14 protein-coding genes are annotated in these 16,627 nt (G+C 67.5%); 13 read left to right on the top strand and 1 reads right to left on the bottom strand.

From position 1 onward, the window contains the following. Positions 1-119 precede the first annotated feature (119 nt). From QP552_RS16715 to tkt, 13 genes are all read left to right on the top strand, one after another. On the top strand, positions 120-1,178 hold the full coding sequence (locus QP552_RS16715; protein ID WP_099552984.1) for a pilus assembly protein PilM: 1,059 nt from the start codon (positions 120-122) through the stop codon (positions 1,176-1,178). Further along, positions 1,178-2,062: a PilN domain-containing protein gene (locus QP552_RS16710; protein WP_286074097.1), complete on the top strand. Its 885-nt coding sequence runs from the start codon at positions 1,178-1,180 to the stop codon at positions 2,060-2,062. Before QP552_RS16715 ends, QP552_RS16710 begins: the two co-directional genes overlap by 1 nt. Beyond that, a complete protein-coding gene (gene pilO / locus QP552_RS16705) occupies positions 2,059-2,715 on the top strand; it encodes a type 4a pilus biogenesis protein PilO (RefSeq protein WP_005410857.1) in 657 nt (218 codons plus the stop codon). Before QP552_RS16710 ends, pilO begins: the two co-directional genes overlap by 4 nt. Before the next feature lie 26 nt (positions 2,716-2,741). After that, positions 2,742-3,245: a pilus assembly protein PilP gene (locus QP552_RS16700; protein WP_044571441.1), complete on the top strand. Its 504-nt coding sequence runs from the start codon at positions 2,742-2,744 to the stop codon at positions 3,243-3,245. A gap of 21 nt (positions 3,246-3,266) precedes the next feature. Further along, positions 3,267-5,234 carry a type IV pilus secretin PilQ family protein gene (locus QP552_RS16695; RefSeq protein WP_111113674.1) on the top strand — a complete coding sequence of 656 codons (1,968 nt, stop codon included), beginning with the start codon at positions 3,267-3,269 and terminating at the stop codon, positions 5,232-5,234. Positions 5,235-5,432: 198 nt separating this feature from the next. After that, positions 5,433-6,458, top strand: coding sequence for a MoxR family ATPase (locus QP552_RS16690; RefSeq protein ID WP_005410854.1), 1,026 nt, complete (start codon positions 5,433-5,435; stop codon positions 6,456-6,458). A gap of 8 nt (positions 6,459-6,466) precedes the next feature. After that, a complete protein-coding gene (locus tag QP552_RS16685) occupies positions 6,467-7,396 on the top strand; it encodes a DUF58 domain-containing protein (RefSeq protein WP_111113676.1) in 930 nt (309 codons plus the stop codon). Then, positions 7,393-7,842, top strand: a complete 450-nt coding sequence (locus QP552_RS16680) for a DUF4381 family protein (RefSeq protein ID WP_049432655.1) — start codon at positions 7,393-7,395, stop codon at positions 7,840-7,842. Before QP552_RS16685 ends, QP552_RS16680 begins: the two co-directional genes overlap by 4 nt. Beyond that, the gene (locus QP552_RS16675) at positions 7,839-8,843 is read left to right on the top strand and encodes a VWA domain-containing protein (RefSeq protein WP_106550227.1); all 1,005 of its coding nucleotides are present in this window, start codon (positions 7,839-7,841) and stop codon (positions 8,841-8,843) included. Before QP552_RS16680 ends, QP552_RS16675 begins: the two co-directional genes overlap by 4 nt. Beyond that, a complete protein-coding gene (locus QP552_RS16670) occupies positions 8,840-10,678 on the top strand; it encodes a VWA domain-containing protein (RefSeq protein WP_111113677.1) in 1,839 nt (612 codons plus the stop codon). The genes QP552_RS16675 and QP552_RS16670 overlap by 4 nt, the downstream gene beginning before the upstream one ends. Next, positions 10,675-12,390, top strand: a complete 1,716-nt coding sequence (locus tag QP552_RS16665) for a BatD family protein (protein WP_111113678.1) — start codon at positions 10,675-10,677, stop codon at positions 12,388-12,390. Before QP552_RS16670 ends, QP552_RS16665 begins: the two co-directional genes overlap by 4 nt. A gap of 57 nt (positions 12,391-12,447) precedes the next feature. Continuing rightward, positions 12,448-13,767 (top strand): dicarboxylate/amino acid:cation symporter, encoded by a 1,320-nt coding sequence (locus QP552_RS16660; protein WP_049432668.1) that lies wholly within the window; start codon positions 12,448-12,450, stop codon positions 13,765-13,767. A 161-nt stretch (positions 13,768-13,928) separates the two neighbouring features. After that, the gene (tkt, locus tag QP552_RS16655) at positions 13,929-15,926 is read left to right on the top strand and encodes a transketolase (RefSeq protein WP_286074096.1); all 1,998 of its coding nucleotides are present in this window, start codon (positions 13,929-13,931) and stop codon (positions 15,924-15,926) included. Between the two features lie 115 nt (positions 15,927-16,041). Here tkt and QP552_RS16650 read toward each other — a convergent pair whose 3' ends face one another. Beyond that, positions 16,042-16,590, bottom strand: coding sequence for an NADAR family protein (locus QP552_RS16650; RefSeq protein WP_286074095.1), 549 nt, complete (start codon positions 16,588-16,590; stop codon positions 16,042-16,044). Positions 16,591-16,627 lie beyond the last annotated feature (37 nt).

The following is a 16,627-nucleotide window of genomic DNA, read 5'->3' as shown; positions in this document are numbered from 1 at the left end:
GGCTGCATCGTGAATCCGTGAGGAACTTCACAGCAGGGCCGTTGCCATTTGCTAAGAATACGTTATTAATGCTCGGGCGCAGGTCTTGCGTCCAAGTGCCCGTCGGCAGGGGAGAAACCGTGGGGCTCATCCCAAAAAGTCAGTCGCCGCTTGTAGGCGTCGACATCAGTTCGACTGCGGTAAAGCTTTTGCAGCTGTCCCGCAGCGGCAATCGTTTCCGTGTGGAACATTACGCTGTGGAACCTCTTCCGCCGAATGCGGTGGTAGAGAAGAACATCGTGGAAGTGGAGGCCGTGGGTGAGGCCATCCGCCGTGCGATGAACCGCTCGGGGAGCAAGGCCAAGCTGGCCGCTGCCGCCGTCGCCGGTTCGGCGGTGATCACCAAGGTGATCCCGATGCCGGCCGAGCTCGACGAGAACGACATGGAAGCCCAGATCGAGCTGGAAGCGGTCAACTACATTCCGTACCCGATCGAGGAAGTGAACCTGGACTTCGAGGTGATCGGGGCGATCCCGAACAACCCGGAGATGGTCCAGGTGCTGCTGGCCGCGTCGCGTTCGGAGAACGTGGAACTGCGCCAGTCCGCGCTGGAACTGGGTGGCCTGCAGGCCAAGGTGATGGACGTGGAGGCCTTCGCGGTCGAGAACGCCTACGCCCTGGTCGCCAGTGAGCTGCCGGTGTCCAGCGACGGCGTGGTCGCGCTGGTCGACATCGGCGCCACCATGACCACCCTCAATGTCCTGCGCGGTGGCCGTAGCCTGTACAGCCGCGAACAGGTGTTCGGTGGCAAGCAGCTGACCGACGAGATCATGCGCCGCTACGGCCTGAGCTACGAGGAAGCCGGCCTGGCCAAGCGCCAGGGCGGGTTGCCGGAAAGCTACGAGATGGAAGTGCTGGAGCCGTTCAAGGAAGCCACGGTCCAGCAGATCAGCCGCCTGCTGCAGTTCTTCTATGCCGGCAGCGAGTTCAACCGTGTCGACCACATCGTGCTGGCCGGCGGCTGCGCCGTGCTGGGTGGCCTGCCGGAGATGGTCGAAGAACAGCTGGGCGTGCCGACCGTGGTCGCCAATCCGCTGGCACAGATGACCCTGGGCCCGAAGGTGAACGCGCATGCGCTGGCCCAGGATGCCCCCGCGCTGATGATCGCCACCGGTCTGGCGCTGAGGAGCTTCGACTGATGGCACGCATCAATCTATTGCCCTGGCGCGCCGAGCGGCGCAAGCAACGCCAGCGCGAGTTCTACGCAATGCTGGGCATGGCCGCCATCGGTGGCCTGCTGCTGTCGCTGCTGATCTGGTTCTACTACGACCGGCAGGTGAGCGGCCAGATGGACCGCAACGCCTATCTGGAAGCCGAGATCGAGAAGGTCAAGGAACAGAACAAGGAGATCGACCGCCTCGACGCGCAGAAGGACCGCCTGCTGGCCCGCAAGAAGGTGATCGAGGAACTGCAGGCCAAGCGCTCGCAGATGGTCCACCTGTTCGACGCATTGGTGCGCACGATTCCTGACGGCGTGGTGCTGACCGCGCTGCAGCAGGAGGGGGACATGCTCACCCTCGAGGGGCGCACCCAGTCCAATGCACGCGTGTCGGCTTACATGCGCAACCTGGAAACTTCCGGCTGGATGACCAACCCGGAGCTGTCGATCATCCAGGCCAGTGCCGCAGACAAGAGTGCTGCCGGCCCGGTATCGGACATCAAGGCACTGCCGTACATGTTCAAGGTCACGGTGAAGCTGCCTGCGCAGAGTGAAGAGACCGGCACCCCCGGTTTGAACGCTGATGGCAGCGTGGCGGCCGCGCCGGCTGCGACGCCCGCCGTGGCGCCGCTTGCCGCCGGCCCCGATGCGGCGGCCCCGGCCGCTGCAGCAGCGCCGGCCCCGGCCCAACCGGCGGCGGCCCCGGCAGCGGCGCCGGCCACCGCACCGGCCACTGCGCCGGCGCCTGCACCGGCCAAGCCGAACCAGCCCGCCGCACCGGCACCGGCCGCCAGGCCTGAGGGCAGCCGCCTGGCGCAGCCGCCGCAGGCCTCTTACGCCCCGCTGCAGGGGGATCGCGCATGAGCCAGAAAATCGATCTGAAGAACCTGGATTTCAACGACATCGGCAACTGGCCGCAGAAGGCCAAGATCGTCTTCTGTTCGTTGCTGGCCCTGGTCATCATGTTCGTTGCGTGGATGCTGCTGATCAGCGGCAAGCGCGATGAACTGGCCAGCCTGGAGTCGAAGGAAAGCGATCTGCGTACCGAGTTCTCCAAGCAGCAGGAACGCGCGGTGAACCTGGGGCCGCTGAAGCAGCAGCTGGCGCAGATGGAGCAGGTCCTGCAGCAGATGCTGCGGCAGCTGCCCAGCAAGACCGAAATGCCGGACCTGATCATCGACATTTCGCAGACCGCGCTGTCCAGCGGCCTGACCAGCCAGCTGTTCGAACCGGAACAGGAGCAGGTCAAGGAGTTCTACGCCGAGAAGCCGATCAAGCTGAAGATGGTGGGCAGTTATCACCAGTTCGGCGCGTTCGTCAGTGGCGTGGCCTCGCTGCCGCGCGTGGTGATCCTGACCATGCACGACATCAACCTGAAGCCGGCGGACAAGGCTGGCGGTGGTTCGCGTGCCGGTGCGCTGGAGTTGTCCGGCACGGTCAAGACCTACCGGTATCTCGACGAGACCGAGGTGCAGGAACAGCAGAAGGCTGAAGCCGGCAAGGAGGGCAGCAAGTGATCCGTTCCTTCTTTGCACGTTGCGGGATGGCCGCCGCCGTGTTGCTGCTGGCTGCCTGCGGCCGTGGCGTGACCAGCACGCCGGGCGATGCGCCGAATCTCGAGAAGTGGGTGGAAGGCGAACGTGCCCGGCCGGCGCAGCCGCTGGAGCCGTTGCCTGTGATGCAGCAGTTCGAGACCTTCGAGTACTCCGCGCAGGGCCTGCGTGATCCGTTCACCGACGCCTGGACCAATCCGCAGGGGAATGGCGGATTGAGGCCGGATCCGAACCGGCGCAAGGAGCCCCTGGAGGGCTTCCCGCTGGACGCACTGGACATGGTCGGTACCATCGGCACCGGCGGCGGCACCGTCGCGCTGGTGATGGGGCCGGACAAGGTGACCTACCGGGTGCGCCCGGGCGGCTACCTGGGGCAGAGCGACGGGCGGGTCACTGCGGTCTTCGAAGATCGCGTGGAGCTGATCGAACTGGTGCCGGATGGCGCGGGTGGCTGGCTGGAACGGCCGGCAACGCTCTCGCTTGAAGATCAATGATCGTTTACTGGGGATAGCACGATGACCTTTCACCAAGCCAAGGGGCTGCGTCCCATCCGGCGCTCTACCTTGAACCGTGTCAGCGCGTTGGGAGTCGCGCTGATGCTGGCCTGCGCTCCGGCGCTGGCCGCCGCACCGGCGGAGAAGCCGGTGGGCACCACCGTCGCACCGGCCGCAGCACCCGCCGGCCTGTCGGTGGCCAAGATCGATTTCAAGCGCGGCGATGATGGCGCGGGCCGCCTGATCGTGCAGTTTGACGGCCAGGGCGCGATCCCGGACCTGCGCACGCAGGGCAACAGCGTGGTGGTCGACGTCGGCAATGCCCGTCTGCCGGCCAACCTGCAGAAGCCGTTGAACGTCGTCGACTTCGCCACCCCGGTGCAGCGCATCGACGCCAAGCCGTCCGGTGCCGGCACCCAGCTGGTGCTGAGCACCGGCGGTGCAGTGGAGTCGCTGGCCTACCAGAGCGGCAACGAATACGTGGTCGAGATCAGCGCGCGGCAGGCTCCGGCCGCCGTCGGTGCAGTGACCGCCGGCAGCGTCACCCAGGCCGCAAAGGCCGTCGGCCAGCGTGGCTTCACCGGCAAGCCGGTGACCTTCAACTTCCAGGACGTGCCGGTGCGCACCGTGCTGCAGTTGATCGCCGAAGAGTCCAACCTCAACGTGGTGGCCTCCGACTCGGTGCAGGGCAATGTGACATTGCGTCTGGTCAATGTGCCGTGGGACCAGGCACTGGACATCGTGCTGCGTGCCAAGGGCCTGGACAAGCGACGCGACGGCAGCGTGATCTGGGTCGGCCCGCAAGCCGAACTGGCCAAGTTCGAGCAGGAGAAGGAAGACGCGCGCATCGCCATCGAGAACCGCGAAGACCTGGTGACCGATTACGTCCAGATCAACTACCACAGCGCCACCCAGATCTTCAAAGCCCTGACCGAAGCCAAGGGCATCGGCGGTGGTGGCGGTGGTGGCTCAGGTGGCGGTGGCGGTGGGTCGTCGCAGGAGGAAAGCGGCTTCCTGTCCGGCCGTGGCCGCATCGTCGCCGACGAGCGCACCAACACGCTGATGATCAGCGACATTCCGAAGAAGATCGCGCGCATGCGTGAACTGATCAGCGTGATCGACCGCCCGGTCGACCAGGTGCTGATCGAGAGCCGCATCGTCATCGCTACCGATACGTTCGCACGTGAGCTGGGTGCGCGGTTCGGCATCAGCGGCAGCCGCGACAATGCCTACTTCAGCGGCAATCTGGAAGCCAACGGCAAGAACCGCGACTCGCAGGTCGAAGCCAATGCGACCAACGCCAAGGCGTACCGTGACTGGGTGGCGGGCGGCAGCACCGGCCCGGCGCCGATTCCGGTCGGTTCGACGATCACCCGTGGCCTGAACTGGGCCATGCCGGCGGCGTCCACCAACCCGGCGGGCTCGCTGGCGCTGTCGATCCTCAATGCCGGCTACCTGCTGGACGTGGAGCTGTCGGCCATGCAGGAGGAGTCGCGTGGTGAAGTGATCTCCAACCCGCGCGTGGTCACCACCAACCAGCGCGAGGCCCTGATCAAGCAGGGTAAGGAAATCGGCTATGTGACCATCAGTGCCGGTGCCGGCGGTGTCGCTACGCCGAACGTGCAGTTCAAGGAAGTGGTGCTGGAACTGAAGGTCACCCCGACCATCACCAACGACAACCGCGTGTTCCTCAACATGCAGGTGAAGAAGGACGAAGTGGATCGGCTGATCCAGCTGGAAGGCTATGGCACCGTGCCGTCGATCAACCGCCGCGAAGTGAACACCGCGGTGCTGGTCGAGGACGGGCAGACCGTGGTCATCGGTGGTGTGTACGAGTTCACCGACCGCAACAGCATCAGCAAGGTTCCGTTCCTGGGCGATGTGCCGTTCCTGGGCAACCTGTTCAAGAAGCGTGGCCGCAGCAAGGACAAGGCCGAGCTGCTGGTGTTCGTCACCCCGAAGGTGCTGCGCGTGGCCAAGCAGAACTGAGCCAGCGCACCCGCGACACGAAGAAGGGCCGCCATGTGCGGCCCTTCTTCGTTCATGCCGGACGTAATCCGCGGACGACCCGGTAGATCCACGCCATGCGTGGATGAGACGCCCGTTCAGCCGTTCTTGATGCCAATCGCAAGGCACCCTGCGATGATGTCGGGAACCCGTGCCGTCCCGCGCCGGTCAAAGGCCCCCATGAACCTGCCACCGCCGATGCCCGAAACCGTCTCGCCGCCGCCCGCGCCGGCCGCCTCCCGCCTGCATGGCGCCTTCAACCAGCTGCGCGACGCGCTGTCGGCCGAAATCGTCGGCCAGGCGGCCCTGGTCGAACGCCTGTTGATCGCATTGCTGGCCGACGGGCACCTGCTGGTGGAGGGCGCGCCGGGCCTGGCCAAGACCACGGCCATCCGCGCGCTGGCTTCGCGCCTGGAGGCGGATTTCGCCCGCGTGCAGTTCACCCCCGACCTGCTGCCGGCCGACCTGACCGGCACCGAGATCTGGCGCCCGCAGGAAGGGCGCTTCGAATTCGTACCCGGCCCGATCTTCCATCCGATCCTGCTGGCCGATGAAATCAACCGTGCGCCGGCCAAGGTGCAGTCGGCCTTGCTGGAAGCGATGGGCGAGCGCCAGGTCACCGTTGGCCGCCACACCTATGCACTGCCGCCGCTGTTCCTGGTGATGGCCACGCAGAACCCGATCGAGCAGGAAGGTACCTTCCCGCTGCCGGAAGCACAGCTGGACCGTTTCCTGATGCACGTACGCATCGGCTACCCGGACCAGGCGGCCGAATCGGAGATCCTGCGGCTCGCCCGCGAGCGTGCCCGTGGCGCACTGGGCGAAGCGGCACCCGCACCGGAGAAGCTGCCGATGCAGGATGTGTTCGACGCCCGCCGCGAAGTGCTGGACCTGCATATGGCACCGGCATTGGAACGCTATCTGGTCGAACTTGTGCTGGCCTCGCGTGATCCGTCGCGTTATGACGCCGGCCTCGGGCGCCGCATCGCCTGGGGCGCAAGCCCCCGTGGCTCGATCGCGTTGGAACGCTGCGCACGTGCACGTGCCTGGTTGGCCGGCCGCGACTTCGTCACCCCCGACGATGTGCGTGCGGTCGCCGCCGACGTGCTGCGCCATCGCGTGCTGCCCAGCTACGAAGCCACCGCCGAAGGCTGGGATGGCGAGCGCCTGGTGCAGGAGCTGCTGGCCCGGGTGCCGGCACCCTGAGCCTGCGCATGACCGATCCATCCCTGCAAGCCGCATCCACCGTCAGTGATGGCGACGGATTGCGCCCGCACCTGTCCGAACTGGTGGCCCTGCGCCGGCTGGCACAGCGGCCGCCGCCGTCGCGCCGTGGTCGCGCCGGCAATGCCGGGCAGGCGCCGTCGCCGCTGCGTGGGCGTGGCATGGAATACGCCGAGTCACGCGAATACGTGGCCGGTGATGATGCCCGGCATATCGACTGGCGCGTGACCGCGCGGACCGGGCGTGCCCATACCAAGCTTTTCCAGGCCGAACGCGAGCGGGTCAGCCTGATCGTGGCCGATACTTCACCGGCGTTGTATTTTGGCACCCGCGTGCGATTCAAGTCGGTGCAGGCGGCCCGCGCGGGCGCCGTCGCCGCGTGGTCGGCACAGCGTCGCGGTGATCGCGTGGGTGCCCTGCGCGGCAGCGATCGCGAAGCGCCGATTGCACCTGCGGGTGGGCCGCGTGGCGTACTGCGCGTGCTCGACGCACTCACCCGCTGGTACGCGCAGCCGCCCGCCGACGATCTCGGCCTGGAGCGCGCGCTGGACCATGCCGCCCGCGTGCTGCGCCCCGGGGCGCGCATGCTGGTGCTGGCCGATCCGCAGCAGGCCGCGAAGATTCCCGTCGTGCGCTGGAGCGCGCTGGCCCAGCACCATGACCTCAGCCTGGTGCTGCTGGTCGATCCCCTCGAACTGCAACCACCCTCGGCGGCCCTGCAGTTCCAGACCGCGCAGCAGCGCATTGGCCTTGATCTGCGGCGCAGCGAAGTGCAGTCGCACTGGCAGGCGCACTTCGTCGAACCGCTGCAGGCGCTGCGCCGCCAGCTCGGCGCACGCCGCGTTGACGTGCAGGTGTTGTCCACCGATGCGCCCAGCGATGCCTGGTTGGCGCCGTCGGTGACCGAGGTACCGGCATGAGCGCCAACCTTCCGCTGCGCGATGTGCAGCTGCCGCCGGCACCGTCGTGGTGGCCGCCGGCCCCCGGCTATCTGATGATCGGCGGCGCGGTGTTGCTGGTGATCCTGGCGCTGGCCCTGCTGTGGTGGAAACGCCGCCGCCGTCGCCAACGCTGGTTGCAGGCGTTCGACCAGGAGCTGGCCACCACCACTGATGCCACCGCGGAACTGGCGGTGATCGCCGGCCTGCTGCGCCGTGCTGCGCGGCAGGCACAGCCGGGCAGTGAATCCCTGCGCGACGATGCCTGGTGGCAGCGCGTGGATCCGAAGGGCACGTTGCCCGACGCGCGTCGCAGCCTGTTGGCCGAAGGTGCCTATCGCCCCCGCGTGGACGCCAGCGAAGTGGCGGCCGTGCGCAGTTGGGCCCGCGAGCGCTACCTGGCGATGCTGCTGGAGCGCCGCCGATGAACCTGCTGGCGAGTTACTGGCCGTGGCCGGACCTGCAGCTGGCGTGGCCGCTGGCCCTGCTGGCGTTGCCGCTGCCACTGCTTATGCAGTGGTGGAAGCGCCGCGCCGACCCGGGTGCGGCACTGCGCGTGCCGTACGCGGCGAGTGAACTGGAAGCGCTGTCCGGTGGTGGCCGCGTCGATGTGTCGTGGCTGCGCACGCTGCTGCTGTGGCTGGGCTGGTGCGCGCTGTGCATCGCGCTCGCGCGCCCGCAGCAGCTGGGTGAGGCCATCACGCCACCGCAGCAGGGGCGGCAGATGATGCTGGCGATGGACGTATCCGGCAGCATGGGCGAGGGCGACATGGTACTGGGTGGGCAGGCGGTGGATCGCCTCACCGCGGCCAAGGCCGTGCTGGCCGACTTCCTGGATCGTCGCGCCGGTGATCGCATCGGCCTGCTGATCTTCGGCGACCGCGCTTATACGCTCACGCCGCTCACTGCCGACCTGGCCAGCGTGCGCGACCAGCTGCGCGACAGCGTGGTCGGCCTGGCTGGCCGCGAGACGGCCATCGGTGATGCCATCGGCCTGGCGGTGAAGCGCCTGCGCAGCCAGCCCGAAGGGCAGCGTGTACTGATCCTGTTGACCGACGGCGTCAGCAATGCCGGCGTGCTCGAACCGCTGCGTGCGGCCGAAGTCGCGCAGGCCGAAGGCGTACGCATCCACACCGTTGCGTTTGGTGGCGATGGCAGCATGCGCTTCCTCGGCATTCCGATTTCCGCTGACCAGGATCCGGTCGACGAGGCGACGTTGAAGAAGATTGCCAGCCTGACCGGCGGCCAGTTCTTCCGCGCACGCGATACCGCGCAGCTGGCCGGCATCTATGCCGAACTGGACCGTCTGGAGCCGATCGCGGCGAAGGGACCGAGCCTGCGCCCGCGTGAGGAGCGCTACGCATGGCCGCTGGGCCTGGCGTTGCTGCTGGGCGCGTTGGCCTGGGCATGGCCGGAGCGTCGTCGATGATCGCTTTCGCTTCCCATCTTCCGGACTGGAACGCGCTGCACTTCCTGCGCCCGGAATGGCTGTGGGCATTGCTGGTGCTGCCGGTGATTCTCGCCGTGGCGCTGTACCGGCAGCGGCGCAGTGATGCGTGGCGGCAGGCGGTGGATGCACACCTGTTGCCGCATCTGCTGGCGGCTGGTACGCGCCGTCGCATGCGGCTGCCATTGGCGGTGCTGCTGGGCTGGACGTTGGCATCACTGGCGATGGCGGGACCGAGCTGGCGGCAGCAGGCGCAACCGATGTTCCAGCCCAGCGCACCGCTGCTGGTCGTGCTGGATCTGTCCAGCCGCATCACTGCCACCGACCTGCCACCGTCGCGCCTGCTGCAGGCACGGGCCAAGGTCAGCGAGCTCCTGCGCGCGCGCAAGGGCGGGCAGGTCGGTCTGGTGGTGTACGCCGAAGATGCCTACACCGTGGCGCCGCTGACCGATGACGGCAGCAATGTTGCGCTGTATCTGGATGCCTTGTCGCCGGATGTGATGCCGCGTGATGGCCAGCGTGCCGACCGTGGCATCGACTGGGCCACGCGGCTGATGCGGCAGATCGCTGCAGCACAGGGACAGATCCTGCTGGTCACCGACCAAGCCGATGGCGAAGCTGCGTTGGCGGCCGCGCAGGCACGTGGTCTCGGCCTGCAGGTGTCGGTGCTGGGGCTGGGTACACCGGCGGGTGCGGCGTACCGTGACGGTAGCGGGCAGATCCGCCAGGCCGCACTGGATGAGGGCAGCCTGCGTGCCGTTGCCACGGCAGGTGGCGGTCGCTATGCGCGCATTGCCGCCGATGACAGTGACCTGCGTGCGCTGGGCGTGCTCGATGCACGCGAAGGCAGCGCCGCGCAACGGCCAAGCGAAGGCAAGCAATGGCGTGACGAGGGCTTCTGGCTGTTGCCGCCGCTGATGCTGCTGGCGCTGCTGGCGTTCCGCCGCCGCGCGGTGCTGGCGGCGGTGCTGGCGGTGGGCCTGTTGCCGTGGATGAGTGATGCGCAGGCGCAGGCGCCTGCCGCGCCCGCTTCGCAGCCGCCGCAAGGCACCCTGTGGAAGCGGGCTGACCAGCTGCAGCACCAGCGCCTGGCGGAAGGAGTGCAGGCCTATCGCAACGGCGACTTCGCCAGCGCGCGCAAGCAGTTCGAAGGCATCGACAACGATGCCGGTTGGTACAACCTGGCCAACACGCTGGCGCGCCAGGGCAGCTACGATGAAGCCATCGCCGCCTACGACCGCGCACTGGCGTTGCATCCCGGCATGCCCGATGCAGTGGCCAACCGCGCGGTGGTCGATGCCGCGCGCAAGCGCAAGCAGTCGGGAGGGCAGGGCCAGGACCAGCAGAAGCCGCAGCAGAACGGGCAGCAGAAGCAGCAGAACCCATCGCAGGGCCAGCAGAGCCCGCAAGGCCAGCAGCCGCAGCAGGGCCAGAAGGATCCGGGACAGGGGCAGCCACAGTCGCAGCAGGGCCAGCAGGGCCAGCCCAGGCCGGGCGACGACAGCGCGCAATCGAAGCCGCAGTCCGGCGAGCGCAGCCGCGATGGCCAGCAGGCGCCGCCGCAGGTTGAGGATGCCAAGGCCCAGGCGCAGGCCGACGAGCAGCAGCGCCAGCGCATGCAGCAGGCGATGCAGCAGGCGCGCGAGGCGGACAAGGACGGCAAGCCGGTGCAGGGCAGTGACGGCCGCACCCCGCGCCAGCGCGAAGAGCAGCAGGCAGTGGAAGCGTGGATGCGGCGTGTTCCGGACGATCCGGGCGCACTGCTGCGGGCCAAGTTCCAGCTGGAAAACGAACGCAGGAAGAGGGAAGGGCGATGACGCGGGCGATCAACATGCATGGGCGCTGGCCACGGCAGGTACTGGCGGCGCTGCTGTTGTGGCTGCCGCTGCTGGCCTGGGCGCAACCGCGGGCGTGGCTTGACCGTGACCGCATCGCGATGGGCGATACGGTCACCCTCAACGTCGAGAGCGACCAGGGCGCGCCGGACTTCACCCTGCTGCGCAACGACTTCGACCTGAGCGGGCAGACCAGCAGCCGCCAGGTGGAGTGGAGCAACGGCAGCATGCAGCAGCGCAATCTGTACGGCGTGGCACTGACGCCACGGCGCAGCGGCGCGCTTGTGATTCCGGGCCTGCAGGTGGGCAGTGCACGTACCGCGCCGCTGACCCTGCAGGTGGACGCGGCTGCCGTGGCCGGTCCCGACAGCAATGCAATGGCCTTCATCGAGACGGTTGTCGATGATGAGACGCCCTATGTGCAGCAGAGCGTGGGCGTGGTGGTGCGCCTGTACTTCGCATCTCAGCTGGCGTCGGGCGAGCTGGTGCTGGATACACCGGCCGGTGCGTCACTGCAGCGTGTGGGCGATGACCGTACCGATGTGCGCCAGGTCAACGGCCGCCGTTACAACATGGTCGAGCGCCGCTTCCTGCTGATCCCGGAGCGCAGCGGCACGCTGCGCCTTGCAGGTGCGCGCTTCAACGGCCGCAGCGCCGGTGGTTTCTTCGATGATTTCTTCGGTGGTGGGGATGGCCGCATGAATGCCACCGGCGCCGACCGCACCCTGCAGGTGCAGGCGCAACCGGCACAGGCGCCGCAGCCATGGTTGCCGCTGCAGAGCCTTCAATTGCGCTACACCAGTGCGCCGACCAGCGCCCGCACGGGCGAGGCCGCCAATGTAGTGGTCGAGGCGACGGCCGAAGGGGCAACCCGCGCACAGTTCACCGACCTGCCGGTGCCGGATCTGGGCACCCATGCGCAGGTGTTCGCCGAACCTGCGCAGTACGAAGAATCGTTCAATGGCAGCACGCCGCGGCTGAAGATCACCCGCCGCTATTCGATCGTGCCGCGCCAGCCCGGCTCGCTGGTGGTGCCGGGGCCGCGCCTGCCGTGGTGGGATGTGCGCGCAGGCAAGGCGCAGGAAGCGAAGCTGCCGGATCTGACGCTGACGGTTGCGGCGGGCAATGGCGCTGGCAACACCTCGCCGGCACCGCTGCCGCCAATCGACACCGATGCCGCGCTGCCCGGCAGCGATGGCCAAGACAGCCGCATCGCCGCGACCGATCCGCGCGCCGGTGGCCTGGCCGAGCGTCCGTGGCCGTGGATGGCGGCGGCCATCGGCCTGGCGCTGCTGTGGCTGTTGACCCTGTTGTGGGGCTGGCAGCGTGGCCGCCGCCCGCGTGCAGCGGCGCCGGCAGCCGGCACGCCCTCTGTGCCGACTGTGGCGAGCGGACGTGCCGGCTTGGCCGAACTGCGCCGCACACTGGATGGCGAAGGGTTCGAGCAGGTCGAGGCGCAGCTGTGCGCGATGGCCGGCGTCGAACGCATCGAGCAGGTCATCGCACGGTTGGATGACCCGGCCCAGCGCCAGGTGCTGCAGGACCTGCAGCAGGCACGCTGGGGCGGGCAGGGCGATCTGGCATCGCTGCGCGCGCGTCTGCGCGAGGTCTTCCGTGACGGACCGCACTGGTCGACGGCTGCGGGGGCCGCTGACACTGGCCTGGCGCCGCTGTATCCACCGCGGCGAACCTGAACCGGCGCCGCTTGCGGGCTTTGTTAGAGTGCATTCATTTTTCGAGGAAACCCGCGTATGACAGCAGCTGCTGCCGACAAGAAGAAGTTGCCCCTGCATTGGAAGATGGGCATCGGCTTTGCGATCGGCCTGGTCCTGGGACTGATCGTGCACGCCCTGGGTGGCAGCGTCGATGGTCTGCAGGCCGGTGCCAAGTGGGTAATGGACTACGTCACCACCCCGGCGTCGGGCCTGTTCCTCAACCTGATCTTCATGCTGATCGTGCCGCTGATCTTCTCGGCGCTGATCATGGGCGTGTCGGAGATGGGCGACATCCGCGCCCTCGGCCGCATCGGCTGGAAGACCCTGGCCTACACCGTGCTGCTGTCCGGCATCGCCGTGGGCATCGGCCTGGTGCTGGTCAACCTGCTCAAGCCGGGCGCCGGCGTCGATCCGCAGGTCGCCGCCATGATGCTCTCGGAGAACGCCGAGCGCAGCAAGGAAATCGTTGCCGGCATCCATGGCACGCCGAAGGGCATGGACATGCTGCTGTCGATCGTGCCGAGCAACGTGCTGCAGGCGGCATCGGACAACGGTGCGATCCTGTCGCTGATGTTCTTCGCGCTGATGTTCGGCATCGGCATGGTGCTGACCGACAACGAGAAGGTCGCCCCGCTGCGCCGCGCCATCGAAGGCGTGTTCGAAATCTCGATGACCCTGATCAACCTGGTCATCCGCTTGGCGCCGTACGCGGTGGCCTGCTTCATGTTCAACCTGGCCGCGCTGTTCGGCTTCGAGCTGATCATCCGCCTCGGTGCCTACGTGGGCGTGGTGGTGCTGGCACTGGGCCTGCACATGGTCGTGACCTACGGCACCGCTGTGTGGCTGTCCGGCCGTTCGCCGCTGTCGTTCTTCCGCGATACCCAGGAAGCGACGGTGATGGCGTTCTCCACCGCCTCCAGCAACGCCACCCTGCCGACCGCGCTGCGCGTGGCCGACCAGATGGGCCTGCCGCAGCGCGTGTCGCGCTTCGTGCTGACCGTGGGCGCCACCGCCAACCAGAACGGCACCGCGCTGTTCGAGGGCGTGACGGTGATCTTCCTGGCCCAGTTCTTCGGCGTGGACCTGAGCATCGGCCAGCAGATCATGGTGATGGCGGTCTGCATCCTCGGCGGCATCGGTACCGCCGGCGTGCCGTCGGGCTCGCTGCCGGTGGTGGCGATGATCTGTGCGATGGTCGGCGTCAATCCGCTGGGCATCGGCCTGATCCTGGGCGTGAACCACTTCCTGGACATGTGCCGTACCGCGCTGAACGTGACCGGCGACCTGGCCCTGACCACCCTGGTGGCCAAGGGCGAGTCCCACGACGGCCCGGCACTGGGCCCGCAGCAGGACTGAGTCGGGGCCCCCTGCTGGCGACCTGATCGGGGTCGGATCCCATTCCGCATGGAATGGGATCCGACCCCTTTCGTTTTCCGGTCCGACCTGACCCGGCCCGGCGACTATGGGACAATAGGCCGCCCGCACGTCCGCGGCCGCCTCCCGATTCCGACAGAACCATGACGCAGCCTACCCGTCGCCAGTTGGCCAACGCCATCCGCTTCCTTGCCGCCGATGCGGTTGAAACCGCAAAGTCCGGCCACCCCGGCATGCCCATGGGCATGGCCGACATCGCCGAAGTCCTCTGGAACGACTACCTCCGCCATAACCCGAGCAATCCGCACTGGTTCAACCGCGACCGTTTCGTGCTGTCCAACGGCCACGGTTCGATGCTGCAGTACGCGCTGCTGCACCTGAGCGGTTACGACCTGCCGATCGAACAGCTGAAGCTGTTCCGCCAGCTGGGCAGCCACACCGCCGGTCACCCGGAACGCCACGAGACCCCGGGCGTGGAAACCACCACCGGCCCGCTGGGCCAGGGTTTCGCCAATGCCGTGGGCTTCGCCCTGGCCGAGAAGCTGCTGGCACAGCGCTTCAACCGCCCGGAGCTGGAAGTGGTCGACCACCGCACCTGGGTGTTCATGGGCGATGGCTGCCTGATGGAAGGCGTGTCGCATGAAGCGGCGTCGCTGGCCGGTACCTGGGGCCTGCACAAGCTGGTCTGCTTCTGGGACAACAACCACATCTCCATCGACGGCAACGTCGAGGGCTGGTTCACCGACAACACCCCGGAGCGTTTCGAGGCCTATGGCTGGAACGTGGTCCGCGACGTCGATGGCCATGACCCGGAAAGCATCAAGGCCGGCATCGAGGCCGCGCTGTCGCAGAACGACAAGCCGACCCTGATCTGCTGCCGCACCACCATTGGTTTTGGTTCGCCGAACAAGGCGGGCAAGGAATCCAGCCACGGTGCCCCGCTGGGCAAGGACGAACTGGAAGCCACCCGCAAGCAGCTGGGCTGGGAATACGGTCCGTTCGAGATCCCGCAGGCGATCTACGACGGCTGGCGCGCCAATGGCGCCGGCACCCTGCGCCAGGCCGAGTGGGAACAGCTGTTCGACAAGTACGCCAGCCAGTACCCGGGCGAAGCCGCCGAACTGACCCGTCGCTCGCACGGCGAACTGCCGGCCGACTTCGTTGCCAAGGCCGATGCCTACATCGCCCAGGTCGCCGCTGAAGGCCCGACGATCGCCTCGCGCAAGGCCTCGCAGCTGGCCATCGAAGCCTACGCACCGCTGCTGCCGGAAATCGTCGGTGGCTCGGCTGACCTGGCGCACTCGAACCTGACCCTGTGGAAGGGCAGCAAGTCGGTCGCCAGCGACGACGCCAACGCCAACTACGTGTACTACGGCGTGCGCGAGTTCGGCATGACGGCTATCGCCAATGGCCTGGCCCTGCACGGTGGCTTCATTCCGTTCGATGCCACCTTCCTGGTGTTCAGCGATTACGCCCGCAACGGCGTGCGCATGAGCGCGCTGATCCCGGCCCACGCCATCCACGTCTACACCCACGACTCGATCGGCCTTGGCGAAGACGGCCCGACCCACCAGCCGGTGGAGCACCTGGCCTCGCTGCGCTACATCCCGAACAACGACGTGTGGCGCCCGTGCGATGCGGTCGAGTCGGCAGTGAGCTGGAAGGCCGCGATCACCCGCCAGGACGGCCCGAGCTGCCTGGTGTTCAGCCGCCAGAACCTGCCGCACCAGCCGCGCAACGCCGAGCAGATCGCCCAGATCGAGCGCGGTGGTTACGTGCTGGCCGACGCTGCCGGTACCCCGGACGTGATCCTGATCGCCACCGGTTCGGAAGTCTCGCTGGCCACCGAAGCCAAGGCCCAGCTGGACGCGGCCGGCCTCAAGACCCGCGTGGTCTCGATGCCGTCCACCGACGTGTTCCTGCGCCAGGATGCGCCCTACCGTGAATCGGTGCTGCCGAACGCCGTGCGCAAGCGCGTGGCCGTGGAAGCCGGCGTCACCGGTTTCTGGCGCCAGTTCGTCGGCCTGGACGGTGCCGTGATCGGTATCGACACCTTCGGTGCCTCGGCCCCGGCCGACCAGCTGTACAAGCACTTCGGCATCACCACCGCCCATGTGGTGGAAGCTGCCAAGGCGCTGTAAGCAGCATCGCAGCGTGATGAAGGAAAGGCCGGCGCAAGCCGGCCTTTCTCTTTTTCTGTGGGGCGAAACGAATCGACCGCCGTGCCAGTAGATCCACGCCATGCGTGGATGAGCGTTACATCGCGTCGCGCACGTCCATCAGCGCAAACCCCAGCAGGTTCAATCCGCGCCACCGCGCCGGGTTGTGCGCGTCGGCGTGGTCCTTGGCCAGGCCGATGCCCCAGATGAAATCCACCGGGCTGGCTTCGACCAGCACCCAGCCTGCGGTCGCACGCAGGAACGCCCCAAGTTCCGGGTTCTGCGCGAACTTGGCCCTGTTGCCTTCCACCACCAGGTCGTAGCGGGCCTGCGTCCAGCGCGCTTCATCGAAGCCTTCGATCTGGCGGCCGAAAGCCTTGGCCTTGTCCGGCGTGGTGCTGGCGACGATCTTCTCAAGCAGCTTGGTGGCGCCGAACAGACGCGCCTTTCCGGCCATCATGTAGTGCTCGGCGGTGCGGTAGTGCACGCCATCGATCTCGAAGCCGGCGTCATACCACTGGCTGAAACAGGACGCAGAAACTCCGCTGCGCGGCGGCTGGTGGCCCCAGAAGCAGAGGTAACGCAGGTCTTCGCCTGAAGCCTCGCGCTGCTGCAGATCATGCAGGAAACGGGAATCATCGTTCATCGCCACAGCATAGCGTGCCGCCGTGCCCTGGTAGGTG

Origin of the sequence: Stenotrophomonas sp. 59, assembly GCF_030291095.1 — a bacterium.
Classification (GTDB): domain Bacteria; phylum Pseudomonadota; class Gammaproteobacteria; order Xanthomonadales; family Xanthomonadaceae; genus Stenotrophomonas; species Stenotrophomonas maltophilia_Q.
This window is presented reverse-complemented; position numbering and strand designations above follow the sequence as displayed.